The sequence below is a fragment of the Pseudomonas sp. P1_F1_2 genome (genome assembly GCF_056405815.1).
Genome location: NZ_JBFUBK010000054.1, coordinates 1 through 18,380, shown reverse-complemented (window position 1 = coordinate 18,380; position 18,380 = coordinate 1). Strand labels below are relative to the sequence as shown.

Sequence of the window (18,380 nt, the reverse complement as noted above, 5' to 3'; positions counted from 1 at the left end):
GAGCTCACTGGCTAGGGACGTCGAGGGAGTCTATCAGGCGATGCGCAGTCTGTCGGCTCAGGAAGGCTGGACTGTTGCCCGATTCTGCTGATCACGCTGGGCAACCCAATGCTCGATCAGGTCACGCAACTGCGACAGTTCGACCGGCTTGGCCATATGCCCGTCCATACCGGCCTGGCGCGCACGCTCTTTGTGCTCGGCGAGGATATGCGCGGTCAATGCCACCACGGGGGTGCGTGTGCGTTGATTGCCGACTTCCCAGGCGCGTAGTTGCTGGGTGGCAGAGAAACCATCGAGAATCGGCATTTCGCAGTCCATCAACACCAGGTCGTAGCGTTGGGCTTTCATCGCCTGCAACGCCTCTTCACCATTGCTGGCGGTGTCTGGTTGCAGGTTGAGCTTGCCGAGCATGCCGCGAATTACCTTGGTCGAGATCGTGTTGTCCTCGGCCACCAGGATGCGGAAATCGCTCGGAACCTTGACCGGAAGCGCCGAGCCGGGCGACAGGTGATGCGAAGCGGCCGGGCCTTTGTTGCRCTGACTCAGTTCGTCCGCGAGGGTGGTCTTGAGGGTATAGCCGGCCACGGGCTTGGCGAGGATGCGTTTGATCCCGCTGTTGCGTGCAATGATCTTGCTCGGTGCATTGCTGATGCCGGTCAGCATGATCAGCAGAATGTCGTGATTGAGGCTCGGGTCTTCCTTGATCTTGGCCGCCAGTTGCATGCCGGTCATGCCAGGCATGTTCTGGTCCAGCAGGACCACGTCGAAGTAATCGCGCAAGTGAGCCTTGGTGCGCAGTAGTGCCAGGGCTTCCTTGCCGGACGGCACGGCGCTGACGTTCAGGCCCCAGGCACTGCATTGCTGCACCAGCACCTTGCGGCAAGTGTCGTTATCGTCCACCACCAGCACGCGCGCGCCTTGCAGCGGTCCGTCGAGGTCAGAGGTCGGGTGTTCAAGCCGGTCCGGGTCCAGGGGCAGCGTCAGCCACAAGGTGCTGCCCTGGTTGGCGCCGGTCTTGATGCCGAACTCGCCCTGCATCAGGCGGATCAGTTGACGGGCGATCACCAGCCCCAAATTGCCGCCCAGACTCGTTGCCGAAAGGAAGTGCTTGCTGTGCAGTTCGGCGTGCATCAGGGCATCGCGCTCTTCTGCCTCCATCGGCACACCGCTGTCCTGCACCGCAATGCGCAGTCGCGGTTTTGCACTGCGTTCATCGAGGGCGACAACGATCAGGATTTCGCCTTCGTCGGTTTTCTTCAGCGCGTTTTCCAGCAGGCTCAGCAGGGTCTGACGCAGGCGTGTAGGGTCGCCACTGATGACGCGCGGTACTTGCGGCTGGATAAAGCTGATCAGCTCGACATTCTGCTGCTCGGCCTTGGCGCGGAAGATACTCATGCAGTCTTCGATCAAGGCGTTGAGGTCGAACTGCACGTCGTCCAGTTCGATCTGCCCTGACTCGAGCTTGGAGATGTCGAGTATCTCGTTGATCAAGGTCAGCAGCTCATTGCCGGCGCTGTGGATGGTTTGCACATAGTCGCGTTGCTTGACCGACAGGGGCGTGCCCAACAACAGTTCGGTCATGCCCAGTACACCGTTCATGGGGGTGCGGATTTCATGGCTGATTTTCGCCAGGAACTCGGCTTTTGCATTGATTTCGGCGTTGCTGGCGGCCAGGTCACGGCTGACGCTGAAGCGGTCTTCGGTGATGCGGCGCTGACGTTCACTCAGGGCGATGCTCATCAGCAGGCCGCTGATACAGATAACCACCAACAGGGTGATGATCAGATCTTGCGGTGCGAGCTGAGTCAGTCCCAGCAGCGCGGGCAGGATGACCAGTGCGCCAATGTTGAACACCACCATGGCCGCGACGAAAAAGCGTGCCGGRCGATAACCTTTTTGCCAGTGATAGGCGCTGACGAACAACATGCTCAAGCCGGCCAGAGCCACCAAGACGTAGGTGATGATGTTCAGCGGCAGTGTGTTGACGAACAACAGCAACAAGCCGCAGACGACAATGAACAGAATGTCCGCCAGCAACAATTTGTTCAGCGGGTGCGGGCCGAGCGGGGTAAAGAAGCGGTAGGCGAACATCAGGCCGCTCGGCGCGGTCAGCAGTAACGCGAGGTAGGCGCCCGGCGTCTGGATGGCGTGCCAGTCGGGTAACCATGGGCCGGCCAGGTTCAGCAGCAACAGCAGGCTGAGCATCAACAACCCTTCACACCAGGCCAGCCAAAGGCTGCTGCGCGAGCGTGTGTAGGCGTAGCGGACGAAGTTGTGCAGGATCAGCATGCTGATGCAGCCGAACAGCAGGCCGTAGATCAACGTCTGGTTCTGATCGGCCGCGGTCATGACCGCCGATTGCAGGGTGATATAAGGTCGTAACTGGTGTTCAGAGACCAGCCGCAGGTAGACGTCGAGGGTGTTGTCACTTTKCGGCAGCGGCAACATGAAGTCGCTGTTGGGCAGGGGGCGATTAGCCTGGGGTTGCCTGGTGCCGGTGTTCAATTGATCGATCAGCTTGTCGCCGTCGAGTACATACAGATTGAGTGCCGACAGATCGGGGGCGAACAACCGCAGCAATTGTTCATGCTTGCCGGGGGCCAGCCTGAAACGCAGCCACAACGCACCATCGGGCTCGGCCGCCGTGAGGCGCTCGAGTTCGATGGGACTGAATTGATTGGTGTAGCGAGCGGAACGGATGTCGCTAAGCTGCAGGTCGCCCTGTTCGTCGAGCAATACCGCCCAACCACTGCCTTGCGCGGCCTGGGCCGGGAGCATGCAGAGCAGGGTCAGCAGCGTGACGGTAAGACTTATGGCAATCCTGAGCCAGCGCACGGCGAAATCCCTTCGTAGGTTGATGCCAGATTATAACTATGCGCGGTGCCGGAATAGTGCGGCAAGGACCAGCGGCCCTTGCCCGGCCAAATGAATGGCCTTATTCCTGGCTTTCGCCACGTTCACGGGCAATGGCTCGGTAGCCAATGTCCTTGCGGTAGAAGCAGCCTTCCCAATCGATTTTAGCCGCCAGTTTGTAAGCCTGCTGTTGAGCCGCATCGACGCTGGCGCCCATGGCGGTTGCGCAGAGCACCCGGCCACCGGCTGTCACGACTTGACCGTCCTTGAGTGCAGTGCCCGCGTGGAAGACTTTACCTTCCAGGGCGGCGGCTGCATCCAGACCGTTGATGGCCACGCCTTTGGCGTAATCACCCGGATAACCGCCAGCGGCGAGCACGATACCGACGCTCGGACGTGGATCCCACTGCGCTTCGACCTTGTCCAGCGCTTGTGCCAGAGCGGCCTCAACCAGCAAGACCAGGCTCGACTGCAAGCGCAGCATTACCGGCTGGGTCTCAGGATCGCCGAAACGGCAGTTGAACTCGATGACTTTTGGATTACCAGCCTTGTCGATCATCAGGCCTGCATACAGGAAGCCTGTGTAGACGTTGCCTTCATCGGCCATGCCGCGAACGGTCGGCCAGATCACCAGGTCCATGACGCGCTGATGCACCTCGCTGGTCACGACCGGGGCAGGGGAGTAAGCGCCCATGCCGCCGGTGTTCGGACCGGTGTCGCCGTCGCCGACGCGCTTGTGGTCCTGGCTGGTGGCCATTGGCAGTACGTTCTTGCCGTCGACCATGACGATGAAGCTGGCTTCTTCGCCATCCAGGAATTCTTCGATCACGACGCGCGAGCCCGCTTCGCCAAACGCGTTGCCTGCGAGCATGTCGCGCACGGCGTCTTCGGCTTCGGCCAGGGTCATGGCAACGATGACGCCTTTACCGGCGGCCAGGCCGTCGGCCTTGATCACGATCGGTGCGCCTTTTTCACGCAGATAAGCCAGGGCTGGCTCGATCTCGGTGAAGTTCTGGTAGTCGGCGGTCGGGATCTTGTGGCGCGCCAGGAAGTCTTTGGTGAAGGCTTTCGAACCTTCCAGCTGAGCGGCGCCAGCGGTCGGGCCGAAGCAGTCAAGGCCACGGCTGCGGAACAGATCGACCACGCCTGCCACCAGCGGCACTTCCGGGCCGACGATGGTCAGGGAAACGTTTTTCTCGGCAAAGTCGGCCAGTTGCTCAAGGGCCAGAACATCGATAGCGACGTTTTCGCACTTGGCTTCGATGGCGGTGCCGGCGTTGCCGGGCGCGACGAATACTTTCTGCACGCGCGGATCCTGAGCCACTTTCCAGGCCAGGGCGTGTTCACGGCCACCGCTGCCAATGATCAAAACATTCATTTCAAAAACCTCGGATGACGCTAATTCTGTGAAGGGTTGGCACTAGAGAGCGGCACAACCCCTGTAGCAGCTGCCGAAGGCTGCGTTAAGGTCGGAACGACCTTCCGGCGATAAATCGATTACGACCGTTTCGCGGCCGGACGCAGCCTGACGGCAGCTGCTACACCGACCGCGTTTCGCTTAGTGACGGAAGTGGCGCATGCCAGTAAAGACCATCGCGATGCCAGCCTCGTCGGCTGCTGCAATCACTTCGTTGTCACGCATCGAGCCGCCTGGCTGGATCACCGCAGTGATACCCACCTTGGCCGCGTTGTCCAGACCGTCGCGGAACGGGAAGAAAGCGTCCGATGCCATGACCGAACCGGCGACTTGCAAGCCGGCATGCTCAGCCTTGATCGCAGCGATTCGGGCGGAGTTCACACGGCTCATCTGGCCAGCGCCGACACCGATGGTCTGGCGGTTCTTGGCGTAGACGATGGCGTTGGACTTGACGTACTTGGCGACTTTCCAGGCGAAGATCAGGTCGTGGATTTCCTGTTCGGTSGGTGCGCGTTTGGTCACGACTTTCAGGTCGTCGGCGCCGATCATGCCGATGTCGCGGCTCTGTACCAACAGGCCACCGTTGACGCGCTTGTAGTCCCAGGCAGCGGCGCGATCAGCCGACCATTCGCCGCAGGCCAGCAGGCGCACGTTGGCCTTGGCGGCGACAATGGCGCGAGCTTCTTCGCTGACGCTCGGGGCGATGATCACTTCGACGAACTGACGCTCGACGATGGCTTTGGCGGTCTCGGCATCCAGTTCACGGTTGAAGGCGATGATGCCGCCGAAGGCCGATTCGGTGTCGGTGGCGTAAGCCAGTTCGTAGGCCTGACGGATACCGCCTTCAGCGTCCGGGCTTACGGCAACGCCGCACGGGTTGGCGTGCTTGACGATCACGCAGGCTGGCTTGACGAAGCTCTTCACGCATTCCAGCGCGGCGTCGGTGTCGGCCACGTTGTTGTACGACAATTCTTTGCCTTGCAGTTGGGTCGCGGTGGCGATGCCCACTTCGGCAGGCTTGGCTTCCACGTAGAACGCCGCGCTCTGGTGCGGGTTCTCGCCGTAGCGCATTTCCTGAGCCTTGATGAACTGGCTGTTGAAGGTGCGCGGGAATTCGCTACGACCTTCTGTGCTGAGGGTGTCAGCCGCCTGGTTCACAGTGCCCATGTAGTTGGCGATCATGCCGTCGTAGGCGGCGGTGTGTTCGAACGCCTTGAGCATCAGGTCGAAACGCTGAGCGTAGGTCAGGCCGCCTGCTTTCAGGCTTTCCAGGACATTGGCGTAATCGCTGGCATTCACCACGATGGCCACGTCTTTGTGGTTTTTTGCTGCCGAGCGGACCATGGTCGGACCGCCAATGTCGATGTTCTCGATCGCCGTCGGCAGGTCGCAGCCTGGCTTGTTGATGGTGGCTTCGAACGGGTACAGGTTGACCGCGACCAGATCGATCGGCTTGATGCCGTGCTCGTTCATGATCGCGTCGTCGATACCGCGACGACCGAGGATCCCGCCGTGGATTTTCGGGTGCAGGGTTTTCACCCGACCGTCCATCATTTCTGCGAAACCGGTGTAGTCCGCGACTTCCACTGCGGCAACGCCGTTGTCACGCAGCAGCTTGAACGTCCCGCCGGTAGAAAGGATCTCAACGCCCAGGGTTTCAAGCTCTTTGGCGAATTCGAGGATCCCGGTCTTGTCGGAAACGCTGATCAAGGCGCGGCGGATCGGCAGGCGGGTAGTCTGGTCGGTCATTTCAATTTCCATCAAAAGCAAAGGAGTCAGCAAAAAAGGCGACCGGTTTTACGCGGGCGCCTTTCTGGTTTGATTGAATGCTTACAGCAAATCGTACTGCTTGAGTTTCTTGCGCAGCGTGCCTCGATTGAGCCCGAGCAGCTCGCTGGCCTTGGTCTGGTTGCCCTTGACGTAGTTCATCACGCACTCGAGCAGGGGAGCCTCGACTTCGGAGAGCACCAGGTTGTACACATCCGTGACGGCAGCGCCCTCAAGGTGGGCGAAATAATTGTGCAGCGCCTTCTCGACACTCCCGCGAAGGGTCTGACCTTCTTCGCTGGGCGTATTGAGGTGCTGTTTCAAATTCACGTTGTCGCTCACGGGTGTTGTTCCACTCACTAAAGTCTCGGTCATCATCGTCATGCGGCCACCCCTTCTCCGTCCCCTGTCAGGCTCTTGTAACGTTCGGCGAAGAACTCCCGAACGTTGGCGCATTGTGTTTCCGTACCATCCAAACGATTGAAGTGGGCGCGAAACTCCCTGGCGCCCGGCAAGGTTGCGAGATACCAGCCCACATGCTTTCGAGCGATACGGACACCCATGACATCGCCATAGAAGACGTGCAGGGCAGCCAGATGCTCTAGCAGAATGCGTTCCACCTCGATCAATTCAAGCGCCGGGAGTTTCTCGCCGGTACGCAGGAAATGCTCGATCTCGCGAAAAATCCACGGCCGCCCCTGGGCAGCCCGACCAATCAACAAGCCATCGGCACCGGTCGCGTCGAGCACGTACCGGGCCTTCTCGGGCGAGTCGATATCGCCGTTGGCGAAGACCGGCATCGACACCGCCTGCTTGATCGCGGCAATGGTGTCGTACTCGGCTTCACCGGTGTACAAATCGGCACGGGTGCGGCCATGGACCGCCAGCGCCGTAATGCCTGCCTGTTCGGCAATCTTCGCCACCGTCAGGCCGTTCTTGTTGTCCCGGTCCCAGCCAGTGCGGATCTTCAGGGTCACCGGCACATCCACCGCAGCCACGACGGCCTGCAGGATCTCGGTAACCAATGCTTCATCCTTCAACAGCGCGGAACCGGCAGCCTTGTTGCAGACCTTCTTCGCCGGACAGCCCATGTTGATATCAATAATCTGAGCACCCAGCTCGACGTTGGCCCGGGCTGCGTCTGCCAGCATCTGCGCATCACCACCGGCGATCTGTACCGAGCGTGGCTCGGGATCACCTTCGTGGATCATGCGCATCCGCGACTTGCGGGTGTTCCACAAACTCATGTCGCTGGTGACCATTTCCGAGACTACTAGCCCCGCACCCAATCGCTTGCACAGCTGACGAAAGGGTTGGTCGGTGACTCCCGCCATCGGGGCGAGAATCAAGCCGTTTTGCAATGTGTATGGACCGATGCGTACCGCCGACATAGGACTTCCCTGTTGTGGGGCCGGATCATTAGAGTTCGAAAAAGGGTTGGCATGATACCCGCTCTCGATGACTGGATAAAGGCTGAATTGAACAAAATCTGAACAGTTATTTTGTTATTACCCGCAGTTTGGTGTGAGCGGTCCCAGTCAGAAATATGCCGTCAAGCCTGTAGCGGTGATGCGATTCACTCGGGGGAGTGGAAACTCAGGCTGTAGTTCACCGCTTTGGCGCCTGGGTCGAGAATGTCCAGCGCGATGTGGATCGGTGTTTGCGGCGGCATTTCGGCCATGCCTTCGAGATCGCCGTTGAGGTATTCGCCGGGTTTGAAGCGACGGCTGGCGATCAAGTGGCCATTGAGGTCGGCAAAGCGCAACTCTAGCAGCGGGAACGGCTGGGAGAACGGGGCGCGGTTGTAGATGATCGCGTCGACCACCAGTGCGCCGTTGAAGTCCGGGTGGCTGCGGACCACCAGGTTGCTGCTTTTGATTTTGGCGATGTCGACTTTGGAGGGCACCGTGCAGCCGATTTGCGGGCACAGTTGCTGGAACCAGGGGCGGTATTGGTCCTGACGCGCCAGTTCGTCGAAGTGGTAGGCAATGTATTGGCCCGCCAGCGCGGCGGCGCCGAGCAGGACCAGCAGCAACCAGAACAGCCGTCGGCCCCAGGGCGATCGACGTTTTTGCCAATCCAGTTGCAGCGGGTCGTCGGTCAGGTCCTGCAGGACTTCGGCGCGCACACCCGGTTCGCTGCGCTCACGACGTTTGCGCAACGGTTCGACTGAGGGCAGGTCGTCGTCGAGCGTCTCGGTCGCCGACAGGCGGTCGCGGTTAAGAGGGGGGTCGAGTGGGTCGTGCAGGCGCAGATGGGGCACCTGGTTCTCATCGTCCAGATCCACCGGTTCCAGCGAAAACGAAGGCTCGGTTCGCGAGTGTTTGCCCGGTTCGGCGTCTGTTTGTGGCTGTTCGGTTTCTACGGGTGGTGCTCGGTCGGCCGCCGACTCACTGAAGAGGCTGTCGGACCAGGGTTCTTCATCGTGCTCGATAGAATCGCGTCGAGCGCTGAGGCCGTCTTCGCGGTGCCGGCCAAATTCGGTGGTCGGCTGGATTTCCCGTTGTTCGAGCCGGGCGAGCTCTTCGTCGAGGTCCAGGCTGTCCAGGTCCAGGCTGTCCAGATCCAGTTCCGAGGCGGTCCATTGCTTTTGGCTGATGGCACGCTGTACCGGCGGCTCGACGATGGCTGGGGCTACCGGTTTGACGGCTTCTTTGTCGGCCCGTTGGTCCAGCAATTGTTTGGCGGCGTTGAACACCTGCAAGCAGGAGCCACAACGAACCACCCCTCGGGCCACGCTCAACTGAGCATGGCTGACGCGGAAGCTGGTTTGGCAATGCGGGCACTGGGTGACGAAGCTGTCGGTCATGCGGCGATCCGGTCTATGCAGGCGTTCATTCTAGCGCCGACGGCCGGTGATGCGCACCCAGCCATCGCGATTGGCAATCGGGTCCAGATCGAAGTCTTGAGCGTAGGCGGCGGCAACGTCCTCGCCTTGTTCGGCGAGAATGCCCGACAGCGCCAGGCGACCACCGGACTTGACCAGGCTGGACAACTGCGGCGCCAGGGAAACCAGCGGGCCGGCAAGGATGTTGGCGACCAAGACGTCAGCCTTCACCTGCGGCAGATCTTGCGGCAGGTACAGCGGGAACAGCGCGTCGTCGATGTTGTTGCGACCGGCGTTGTCGCGCGAGGCTTCCAGGGCCTGCACGTCGATGTCGGTACCAACGGCTTCCTTGGCGCCCAGCAGCAGGGCGGCAATCGCCAGAATCCCCGAGCCGCAGCCAAAGTCCAGCACGTTGCAGTCTTTGAGGTCCTGGCCATCGAGCCATTCCAGGCACAACGCGGTGGTCGGATGGGTGCCGGTGCCGAACGCCAGGCCCGGGTCCAGCAGCAGATTGACGGCGTCAGGCTCCGGCGCGGCATGCCAGCTTGGAACGATCCACAGGCGCTGGCCGAAACGCATTGGCTGGAAACCGTCCATCCAGCTGCGTTCCCAGTCCTGGTCTTCGATCACTTCGCTGTGATGCTCGGGCAGCGGGCTACCGGTCAGCAGCTCAAGGTGGGCCAGTACCGGGCCGGCTTCGGTGCCGCCTTCGAACAGGGCCAGCAGGTGCGTGTGCGACCACAACGGGGTGGTGTTGAGTTCTGGCTCGAAGATCGGCTGATCTTCGGCGTCCATGAAGGTCACCGAGACGGCGCCCACTTCAAGGAAAGCGTCTTCGTAGGTTTCGGCTTGTTCTGGGCTGATGGCGAGACGGACTTGCAGCCAAGGCATGGCGGGCACCTTTGAAAAATATTGATTGCAGCCTAGCGGGCTGCGAGAAGCGCGCAAGTTTACGCGAGCGCGGGGCTTTTGTGGGAGTGAGGTAGCTCCGAACGCAGCAGCGATGTTGCAACGCGCACCTGTAGCAGCTGACGGAGCCTGCGTTCGGCTGCGAAGCAGTCGTAAAACCTGAGTGCGCGGTCTTCCAGAAACACCGCATCGCTTGATTTCACGACTGCTTCGCAGTCGAACGCAGGCTTCGCCAGCTGCTACAGGGCTGTTGCAATGCCCAGAATCAACAAAGCCGCCCGAAGGCGGCTTTGTTGATCGGGTCGAAGCTTAGTGCTTCTCGCCAGCCAGCTTGTGCTCGAGGTAGTGAATGTTCACGCCCCCTTTGCAGAAGCCTTCATCACGGACCAGGTCGCGGTGCAGCGGGATGTTGGTCTTGATCCCGTCGACAACGATTTCGTCCAGCGCATTGCGCATCCGCGCCATGGCTTCGTCACGGGTTGCGCCGTAGGTGATCAGCTTGCCGATCAACGAATCGTAGTTCGGCGGAACGGCATAACCACTGTACAGGTGCGAATCGACGCGAACGCCGTTGCCGCCTGGTGCGTGGAAGTGCTTGACCGTGCCCGGGCTAGGCATGAACGTTTTCGGGTCTTCGGCGTTGATTCGGCATTCCAGGGCGTGACCGCGGATCACCACGTCGTCCTGGGTGTACGACAACTTGTTGCCAGCGGCGATGCTGAGCATCTCCTTGACGATGTCGATGCCGGTGACCATTTCCGAAACCGGGTGTTCTACCTGGACACGAGTGTTCATCTCGATGAAGTAGAAGTGGCCGTTCTCGTAAAGGAACTCGAAGGTGCCGGCGCCACGGTAGCCGATGTCGATGCAGGCCTTGACGCAGCGAGCGAGGACTTCCTGGCGTGCTTTCTCGTCGATGCCCGGTGCCGGCGCTTCTTCGAGAACCTTCTGGTGACGACGTTGCAGCGAGCAATCGCGGTCGCCCAGATGGATGGCGTGGCCCTGGCCGTCGGAAAGTACCTGGACTTCCACGTGACGTGGGTTGGTCAGGAATTTTTCCAGATAGACCATCGGGTTGCCGAACGCCGCGCCAGCTTCGGTGCGGGTCAGTTTTGCGAAAGAAATCAGGTCTTCTTCTTTATGCACAACGCGCATGCCGCGACCACCACCGCCGCCAGCGGCCTTGATGATCACCGGGTAACCGACTTCGCGACCAATGCGCAGAGCAGTTTCTTCGTCTTCAGGCAGTGGGCCATCGGAACCCGGAACGGTTGGAACGCCCGCAGCGATCATGGCGTGCTTGGCCGATACCTTGTCGCCCATCAGGCGAATGGTGTCGGCTTTCGGGCCAATGAAGGCGAAGCCGGAGTTCTCGACCTGTTCAGCAAAATCAGCGTTTTCCGCAAGGAAACCGTAGCCCGGGTGAATGGCGGTAGCGCCAGTCACTTCGGCCGCGGCGATGATTGCCGGAATGTGCAGGTAAGAGTGCGCGGCAGAGGCCGGACCGATGCAGACGGATTCGTCTGCCAGGCCCAGGTGCATCAATTCTTTGTCAGCCTTGGAGTAAACGGCGACAGTCTTGATGCCCATCTCTTTGCAGGCCCGCAGGATCCGCAGGGCAATCTCACCGCGGTTGGCGATCAGAACTTTTTCCAACTTCGCAGTCATCAAAGTTTCTCCGCGGTTCAAACGATGGTGAACAGCGGTTGGTCGTACTCAACCGGCTGGCCGTCTTCGACGAGGATGGATTCGATCACACCGCTGGTTTCAGCTTCGATGTGGTTCATCATCTTCATGGCTTCGACGATGCACAGGGTGTCGCCTTTCTTCACGGTCTGGCCGACTTCAACGAACGAAGGCGAGGATGGCGAAGATTTGCGATAGAAGGTGCCGACCATCGGCGAACGGGCAACGGTGCCGTTCAGGACGGGGGCGGCCGGTGCTGCCGGAGCAGCGGCTGCGGCAACCGGAGCAGCAGCGGCAGGCGCGGCAGCCGGAGCGTGCATTGGAGCAGGTGCGTAGTACTGCTGAGCCGGCGTCTTGCTGTGACGGCTGATACGTACGGACTCTTCGCCTTCCTTGATCTCGAGCTCGTCGATGCCGGACTCTTCCAGCAGTTCGATCAGTTTCTTAACTTTACGGATATCCATGAATCATCAACTCCCAAGGGTCGGTCAGGGGCGTTTAACGCTTGTAGTTCAAGTCGTTGCCTGTGTTTCAAGCTGTTCTAGTGCAGCCTCCAGGGCCAGTCGATAACCGCTGGCGCCAAGGCCGCAGATCACTCCCACCGCTACGTCGGAGAAGTAAGAGTGATGGCGGAAAGGTTCGCGTTTGTGCACGTTAGACAAATGCACTTCGATGAATGGGATGCTCACCGCCAGCAGCGCGTCACGTAATGCGACACTTGTATGCGTAAAAGCTGCTGGATTGATCAGAATGAAGTCCACACCTTCGCCGCGGGCAGCGTGGATGCGGTCGATCAATTCGTACTCGGCGTTGCTTTGCAGGTGCAGCAAATGATGGCCGGCTTCACGGGCGCGGCGTTCCAGGTCCTGGTTGATCTGCGCCAGTGTCGTCGCGCCGTAGGTGCCCGGTTCACGGGTGCCGAGCAAGTTCAGGTTGGGGCCGTGCAGCACCAGTAGAGTCGCCATTTGCTGTTCCTTGGTTATCTGTGTGCAGTTGTCAGAACCCGGCGACTATGCCGCAAAGCCTTTGTGACTGTCCAGTTCTATGCAATAGCCAGCACGATAGCCGATGTTTGCGCGAAATATGTGACCAAGTAATTAAATCTGGTCATTTGCTTTCGCGGCACGTTCGGCGAAGTCTTTGGCGTTGATCTCTCCGATCACTCGAATGGAGGTGCGTTCAACGCCGTCCTTGCCAAAAAACATCAGGGCCGGAGGGCCGAACAGTGTGTAGCGGTCGAGCAGGGCGCGTTGTTCGGCATTGCTGGCGGTGATGTCGAAGCGGATCAGTCGATAACCTTTCAGGCGTTCAACGACGTTGGGGTCGTTGAGGACTTCGCGTTCGATGACTTTGCAGCTGATGCACCAGTCGGCATACCAGTCGAGCAGCAGGGGAGTGCCGGAGGATTTGGCGTCGGCGAGCGTGCGATCCAGTTCTGCGGGCGTGCTGATTGTTTGCCAGCCATCGGTGAGCTGCGGTTGGCTGCTACTGGCCGCGACGGGCGTTCGAGCGAGGGGGTTCAACAGGTCGCCCTGGCCGCTGAAGGCGCCGTACCAGCAGGCCATGGCATAAAACAGCAGAAACAGGCCGAGCAGTTGTGCCAGGCGTTTTCGAGGGGGTTTGTAGACGAACTCCAGCGCGCCAAGAAACAAGCCGACCCCGGCCCACAGCAAGCCCACCAGGACCAGCGTCATCGGCCCGGGGATCACGCGGCTCAGCAGGCCGATGGCAGTACCCAGCAGCAGGACACCGATGATGTTTTTGACCATGACCATCCACGGGCCGCTTTTCGGCAGCAGGGCGGCGCCACCGGTCGCCACCAGTATCAGCGGCAGGCCCATGCCCAGGCCGAGTACAAACAGTTTCAGTGCGCCCCCCAGTGCATCGCCGCTGGCGCTGATGTACAGCAAGGCGCCGGCCAATGGCGCGGACACGCAAGGCGAAACGATCAGGCTCGATACCGTCCCGAGAACTGCCGCGCCCCACAGCGAACCGCCTTGAGTGCGGCCGGCAATGCGATGCAGGTGATTGTTGATGAACTGCGGGAGTTTCAGTTCGAAGATGCCGAACATCGCCAGTGCAAATACGGCAAAAAACATGGCGAACGGCACCAGCACCCAGGCTGATTGCAGTCGTGCCTGGAGATTGAGCTGCGCACCGAACATGCCCATCAAGGCGCCGAGCAGGGCAAAGCAGACGGCCATTGGCAGCACATAGGCCAGCGACAGATTGAAACCCCGCAGCCCGCCGACCTGATCGCGCAACACCACGCCGGAAAGGATCGGCAACATCGGCAGCACGCACGGCGTGAAGGTCAAGCCCAGGCCTGCGAGGAAGAACAGGGCGAGTTCGCGCCAGCTCCAGTCTTGCACCGTTGCCTGCGTGCCAATGCCATCAATGCTCAATCGCTCGGTTTCTGGCGGATAGCACAGGCCTTTATCGGCGCACCCCTGATAAGTCACGGCCAGGGTGAAAGCGCGCGGATCGGTGCGCGGCAGCTCGACCTCGATAATTCCGTGATAGACCTCGACATCGCCGAAGAACTCGTCGTGCTTCTGCTCGCCCTTGGGCAGTTGTGCAGCGCCCAGGCTTATCTCGGCTGGATCAGCGTGAAACTGGAAACGATGGCGATAGAGGTAATACCCCTCGGTGGCGACGAGTCGCAGCTTGATCGATTGCGCTGTGCTGTCTACCAGGCTCAGCTGAAAGGCTTCGCGCACCGGCAGGAAGTCGGCGCTGTTGTTGATCGAGCCCAGGGTGGGACTGGGCCTTGTGTCCAGCAACCCGGCGGCGGTGGCCGGCAGGGCGAGCACTAAAAGCAGCAGGCAGAGCAAGCGGCGCATGACAATCTCGCGTATCGGAATTGGGGGCATGATAGCGGACGGCGAGCCAGCGTGCAGGGCGGGGAGTTCTGTTGATCGTTCCCACGCTCCGCGTGGGAATGCAGCCCGGGACGCTCCGCGTCCCAAAAGCGGACGCAGAGCGTCCGTTGAGGCATTCCCACGCAGAGCGTGGGAACGATCAGCAGGAAGGAGAAGTCTTCAGACGCGAAAGGCCTGAACGGCGGTACGCAATTGCCCACCCAGCACCAGCAAGTTCTCCCCTTGCTCGCGCCCTTCACCAATGCGCAGCAAATTATCCCCGCCCAATTGGTGAATTCGCTCGCTGTGGTTGCGAATCTCGCTGACGGCGCCGCTCTGCTGAGCGGTGACATCGGCGATGCGCACGGCGGTGTCGGCAATGGTCTGGATGGCCCCGACGATTTTATCCAGTGCGCCGTCGGCCGCTTGCGCCTGATTGGCCGTGGCTTCGGCGTGTTCGACCTGGGCGCGCATGCCTTCCACCGATTGGCGCGCGGCGGTTTGCAGGCCGGCAATCAGCGTTTGAATTTCGGCTGTGGCCCCGGCGGTGCGTTGCGCCAGCGAGCGAACCTCTTCAGCCACTACCGCAAACCCGCGACCCAATTCTCCGGCGCGGGCCGCTTCGATGGCGGCGTTCAGGGCCAGCAGGTTGGTCTGGTCGGCAATCGAGCGGATCACCGTCAACACACCGCCGATGGTCGCCGACTCTTCCGCCAGGTGCTCGATCATTTGCGCGTTGCCCTGTACTTCACCCACCAGTGCGTGCAGGCCCGTCAGGCTAAGCCCGATGACTTTCTGCCCATGCTCGACCGCCAGACCGGCATTGCGACTGGCGTCGGCCGCTTGGCTGGCATCGTCGGCGACTTGTTGAATGGTCGCCTCCAGTTCGCCGAGGGAATCGCGGATCAGCGCCGTGTCGCCGGCCTGATGCTCGGCGCCGCTGTGCAGGTCGCTACTCAAATCGGCCAGGGTTCGGCTGCTGCCAGCGACCTGCTCGGCGTTGAGGCGAATGGTCCCGACCAGGTCCACCAGGTAGGCGCGCAAGCGATTGAGCGACGCTTGAATGTCATGCAGTTCGCGATTGGTATTGCCCAGTTCGATGTCGCGGCTGAAGTCGCCTTCTGCCCAGGTGGACAGCGCCGGCGCCAGGTTCGTCAGGGTTCGGGCCAGGCGTCGTTGCAGGGTGTCGATGAGCAAGGCGATCAACAGGATGAGTCCGATCATCACTCCCTGCATCAACCTCACTTCGCTCTGGATCTGCCCGTGCTGGGCGCGGACCACCGGTTCGAGCCCGGCAATGGCTTGCTGCACGGCGGCGATTTTCAAGTGAGTGGCGGCACTGAGGTCAGTACGTTTCTGAATCTGGTCGCGCGTGCGCGCCAGCTCGGCCGGGTAGCGCGTCAGCAGGCTGTTGAGTTCACGCTTGAGGCCGACACCGGCATCTTCGGCGGCGGTTTTTTCGTTGTTCTCCAGGCCCATCATCGACGCGAAATCATCGGTGTTCGATTCGCTTTTGGCGGCGACGCCGAGCAGCGGCAGGGTGCCCAGCAGCTCCGCTTGCGCACGGATGTTGGCCACTTCGCGCTCGACGTCCGCAGCCAGTTCGCTGCGGCCACTGCTGACCAGTTTGTCCCGGGCCAGAGACAGTTTGCCCAAGTGTTGAGCGGCGGCGAGCAGCGGCGTCAGGTAGGCTGCGTCAGCGCTGGCGTATTGGCTGAGCTGGTCGAGGCTGGCGCCCAGTTCGCGCTCGGCTTGCAGCAACAATGCTTGCGGGTCACCCGCGAGTTTGCCGGCGGCCAACAGGTCGGTTTTGCTGAATTCATCCAGGCCCGACAAGCTCGGGCGCAAGGTGTCGGCCAGCGCCGGGGGCAGTTCACCGAGCTCCTTTTGCAAGGCATCAATGGCCTGGCTGGCGCTACTAAGGCGCAGGGCATCGCCACTGCCAAGGTAGTCCTCGATGTTGCGCGCAACTTCATTCTGAAATTGTTGGGACAGGCCGAGGTAACGCTCCATCAAAAGATAGGGACGCTCCAGGGCCTTTTGCGACCACCACAGTGTGGCGCCAAGGGCCACGCACACGGCGACTAAAAGGAGGGTGTTGAGATTGGTCAGCAACTTCAGGCGCATAGCAGGTCTACCAGCGGCAGAATGGTAAGCGCCTGAATTTATTGCGTTTGTGTTACAGGGTTATGACCGAATCGGTAGATTCCGATGAAAAAGTGGCACTTTGCTGTGACGTTCGCGCCGCCTGGACACGGTTACGTCCGGCGTCCTTGGCGCGGTACAGCGCCTCGTCTGCCTGGCTGGCCATCATCAGGCTGTCGGAGTGTTCGCACAGCTCCACCACGCCCGCGCTGAACGTGCACCACAGATCCTGTGGTTGGGCCGGGTAGTGGATTTCGGCAAAGCGCTGACGAATTTCATCCAACACTGTGTAAGCGGATTCGAGATCGGTGTCCGGCATGACGATCGCAAACTCTTCACCGCCGTAACGGCCGATGAAATCAGTCTTGCGCAACCGTTGCTTGAGGAACAGCGCCAGGCTTTTGATCACCCGGTCGCCCATGGGGTGGCCGTGGCTGTCGTTGACTCGCTTGAAGTGGTCGATGTCGAGCATCGCAAAGCTCAACGGCTTGCTCTCGCGGCGAGAGCGGAAGCTGCAGTCTTCGAGCAATTGCAAAATGTGCGTGTGGTTGTACAAGCCGGTCAGGCTGTCGCGGACCATTCGGGCTTTCAGATTGCGCGCCCGTGCTGCGCGGTTGCGTACAGTGGTGATCAGGTGGCGCGGCTTGATCGGTTTGGTCAGGAAGTCATCGCCGCCTTCGCTCATGGCATCGAGCTGCTTGTCCAGATCGTCTTCTGCCGACAGGTAAATGATCGGGACGCTGACGTAACGGTCGTTGTGTCGGATCACCTTGGCCAGCTCGGTACCGGTGCAGGTCGGCATGTACATGTCGAGGATGATCAGGTCAGGCTGGAAGTCCGACAGTTCGGCCATGGCCTGAATCGGATCAATCAGTGTGCGTGTGACGATCCCGGCGCTGTTCAACAGGCGTTCGGTGTGCAGGGCCTGGGCGCGCGAATCGTCGATGATCAGCACTTTGTAAGGCTCGTACTGAGCGACGCAGGTCAGGACTTCGATTTTCTCCAGCAGGCTCGAAGCCTCCAGCGTGCCGGTGAGAAACTCCTGGCCACCGGCGCGCACGGCGGCGAGGCGGGTCGGGGTGTCGGTTTCGTGCAGGCTGAAGAACAACAGCGGCAGCCGATGATCGAGACCTTCCTGGGCTTCGGCCGCCAGTTTCAGGCCAATGCCGGGGCCGCTGAAGTCCACGTCCATGACGATCGCCGCCGGCAAGCGCTCGACCATCGAGGAGCGAAACGCTGCAACGCTGTCCAGGGACTGGGCGCTGAGTCCGAAAAATTCCAGTTGCTTGGCCAGGCGCTCGGCGCGGTCGTGATCCTGCAGCATCACGTAGATGGGCTTGCGCAAGGGCGGCAGGAAGGTTTGTTCGAACTGATCGCCATGGCGCAGGCCGGTGCGCGACAGACGCTGCATCAAGCGATTGAGGTCAGTGATCAGACCGCTGCTCAGGCGTCCGCGATTGGCGTCGACAGCTTCCAGCGACTGGCCGATATGGCGCGCCAGTTGAGTGTGTTCCGGTTGTTCGAAGCGCTCGGCAAAGCGCAGCAGGCGAAGGTTGGCTTCGCTCAGTTCCGACAGGTCGGTAATGGACCACTCGCTGCGTTGCAGGCGCTGCCAGATCTCAAGAATTTGACGTGCCTGATGAATTACCCGCTGGGCAAAGTGGTGCTTGAGGCGCTCACGGCTGGGGTCTTCTGGCTCGGTCATAACCTGACTACTAGTTAGGGTAAATGCTGAGATCGACTGGTGGCTCTATGCTAGCACCTCTTTTCAGTTGCATGAGTGTCGCACGTCAATAATCTGTATTGCGACGTCATTCAGTTTGTGACCCGTCAGTCGGATCGGCGCATGTAGCAGCTGGCGGAGCCTGCGTTCGGCTGCGCAGCAGTCGTGAAATCAGTCGATGTGGTGTTTCAG

General features: G+C 60.6%; 13 protein-coding genes. All 13 read right to left on the bottom strand.

Going from position 1 to position 18,380, the window contains the following annotated elements:
- Positions 1-57: 57 nt before the first annotated feature.
- Positions 58-2,835, bottom strand: a complete 2,778-nt coding sequence (locus tag AC1D2P_RS17095; protein ID WP_477811519.1) for a hybrid sensor histidine kinase/response regulator — start codon at positions 2,833-2,835, stop codon at positions 58-60.
- A gap of 100 nt (positions 2,836-2,935) precedes the next feature.
- A complete protein-coding gene (gene purD / locus AC1D2P_RS17090; protein ID WP_109785494.1) occupies positions 2,936-4,231 on the bottom strand; it encodes a phosphoribosylamine--glycine ligase in 1,296 nt (431 codons plus the stop codon).
- Between the two features lie 180 nt (positions 4,232-4,411).
- On the bottom strand, positions 4,412-6,019 hold the full coding sequence (purH, locus tag AC1D2P_RS17085) for a bifunctional phosphoribosylaminoimidazolecarboxamide formyltransferase/IMP cyclohydrolase (RefSeq protein ID WP_477758044.1): 1,608 nt from the start codon (positions 6,017-6,019) through the stop codon (positions 4,412-4,414).
- Positions 6,020-6,100: 81 nt separating this feature from the next.
- Positions 6,101-6,421 carry a DNA-binding transcriptional regulator Fis gene (gene fis, locus AC1D2P_RS17080; RefSeq protein WP_007907419.1) on the bottom strand — a complete coding sequence of 107 codons (321 nt, stop codon included), beginning with the start codon at positions 6,419-6,421 and terminating at the stop codon, positions 6,101-6,103.
- Complete coding sequence (gene dusB / locus AC1D2P_RS17075) at positions 6,418-7,428, bottom strand: tRNA dihydrouridine synthase DusB (RefSeq protein WP_046032996.1); 1,011 nt, start codon at positions 7,426-7,428, stop codon at positions 6,418-6,420. The genes fis and dusB overlap by 4 nt, the downstream gene beginning before the upstream one ends.
- A gap of 185 nt (positions 7,429-7,613) precedes the next feature.
- The gene (locus AC1D2P_RS17070) at positions 7,614-8,846 is read right to left on the bottom strand and encodes a DUF3426 domain-containing protein (protein ID WP_477758045.1); all 1,233 of its coding nucleotides are present in this window, start codon (positions 8,844-8,846) and stop codon (positions 7,614-7,616) included.
- Positions 8,847-8,876: 30 nt separating this feature from the next.
- A complete protein-coding gene (gene prmA / locus AC1D2P_RS17065; protein WP_046032994.1) occupies positions 8,877-9,755 on the bottom strand; it encodes a 50S ribosomal protein L11 methyltransferase in 879 nt (292 codons plus the stop codon).
- 327 nt (positions 9,756-10,082) lie between these two features.
- Positions 10,083-11,441 carry an acetyl-CoA carboxylase biotin carboxylase subunit gene (accC, locus tag AC1D2P_RS17060; protein WP_027921899.1) on the bottom strand — a complete coding sequence of 453 codons (1,359 nt, stop codon included), beginning with the start codon at positions 11,439-11,441 and terminating at the stop codon, positions 10,083-10,085.
- A gap of 17 nt (positions 11,442-11,458) precedes the next feature.
- Entirely contained in the window at positions 11,459-11,923 is a 465-nt protein-coding gene (gene accB, locus AC1D2P_RS17055; RefSeq protein WP_046032993.1) for an acetyl-CoA carboxylase biotin carboxyl carrier protein, read from the bottom strand.
- Positions 11,924-11,971: 48 nt separating this feature from the next.
- Positions 11,972-12,424, bottom strand: a complete 453-nt coding sequence (aroQ, locus tag AC1D2P_RS17050; RefSeq protein ID WP_046032992.1) for a type II 3-dehydroquinate dehydratase — start codon at positions 12,422-12,424, stop codon at positions 11,972-11,974.
- A gap of 132 nt (positions 12,425-12,556) precedes the next feature.
- Complete coding sequence (locus AC1D2P_RS17045; protein WP_477758046.1) at positions 12,557-14,302, bottom strand: protein-disulfide reductase DsbD; 1,746 nt, start codon at positions 14,300-14,302, stop codon at positions 12,557-12,559.
- Between the two features lie 198 nt (positions 14,303-14,500).
- Entirely contained in the window at positions 14,501-15,544 is a 1,044-nt protein-coding gene (locus AC1D2P_RS17040) for a methyl-accepting chemotaxis protein (RefSeq protein WP_477811523.1), read from the bottom strand.
- Positions 15,545-16,499: 955 nt separating this feature from the next.
- Positions 16,500-18,170, bottom strand: coding sequence for a response regulator (locus AC1D2P_RS17035; protein WP_046032989.1), 1,671 nt, complete (start codon positions 18,168-18,170; stop codon positions 16,500-16,502).
- Positions 18,171-18,380: the final 210 nt, after the last annotated feature.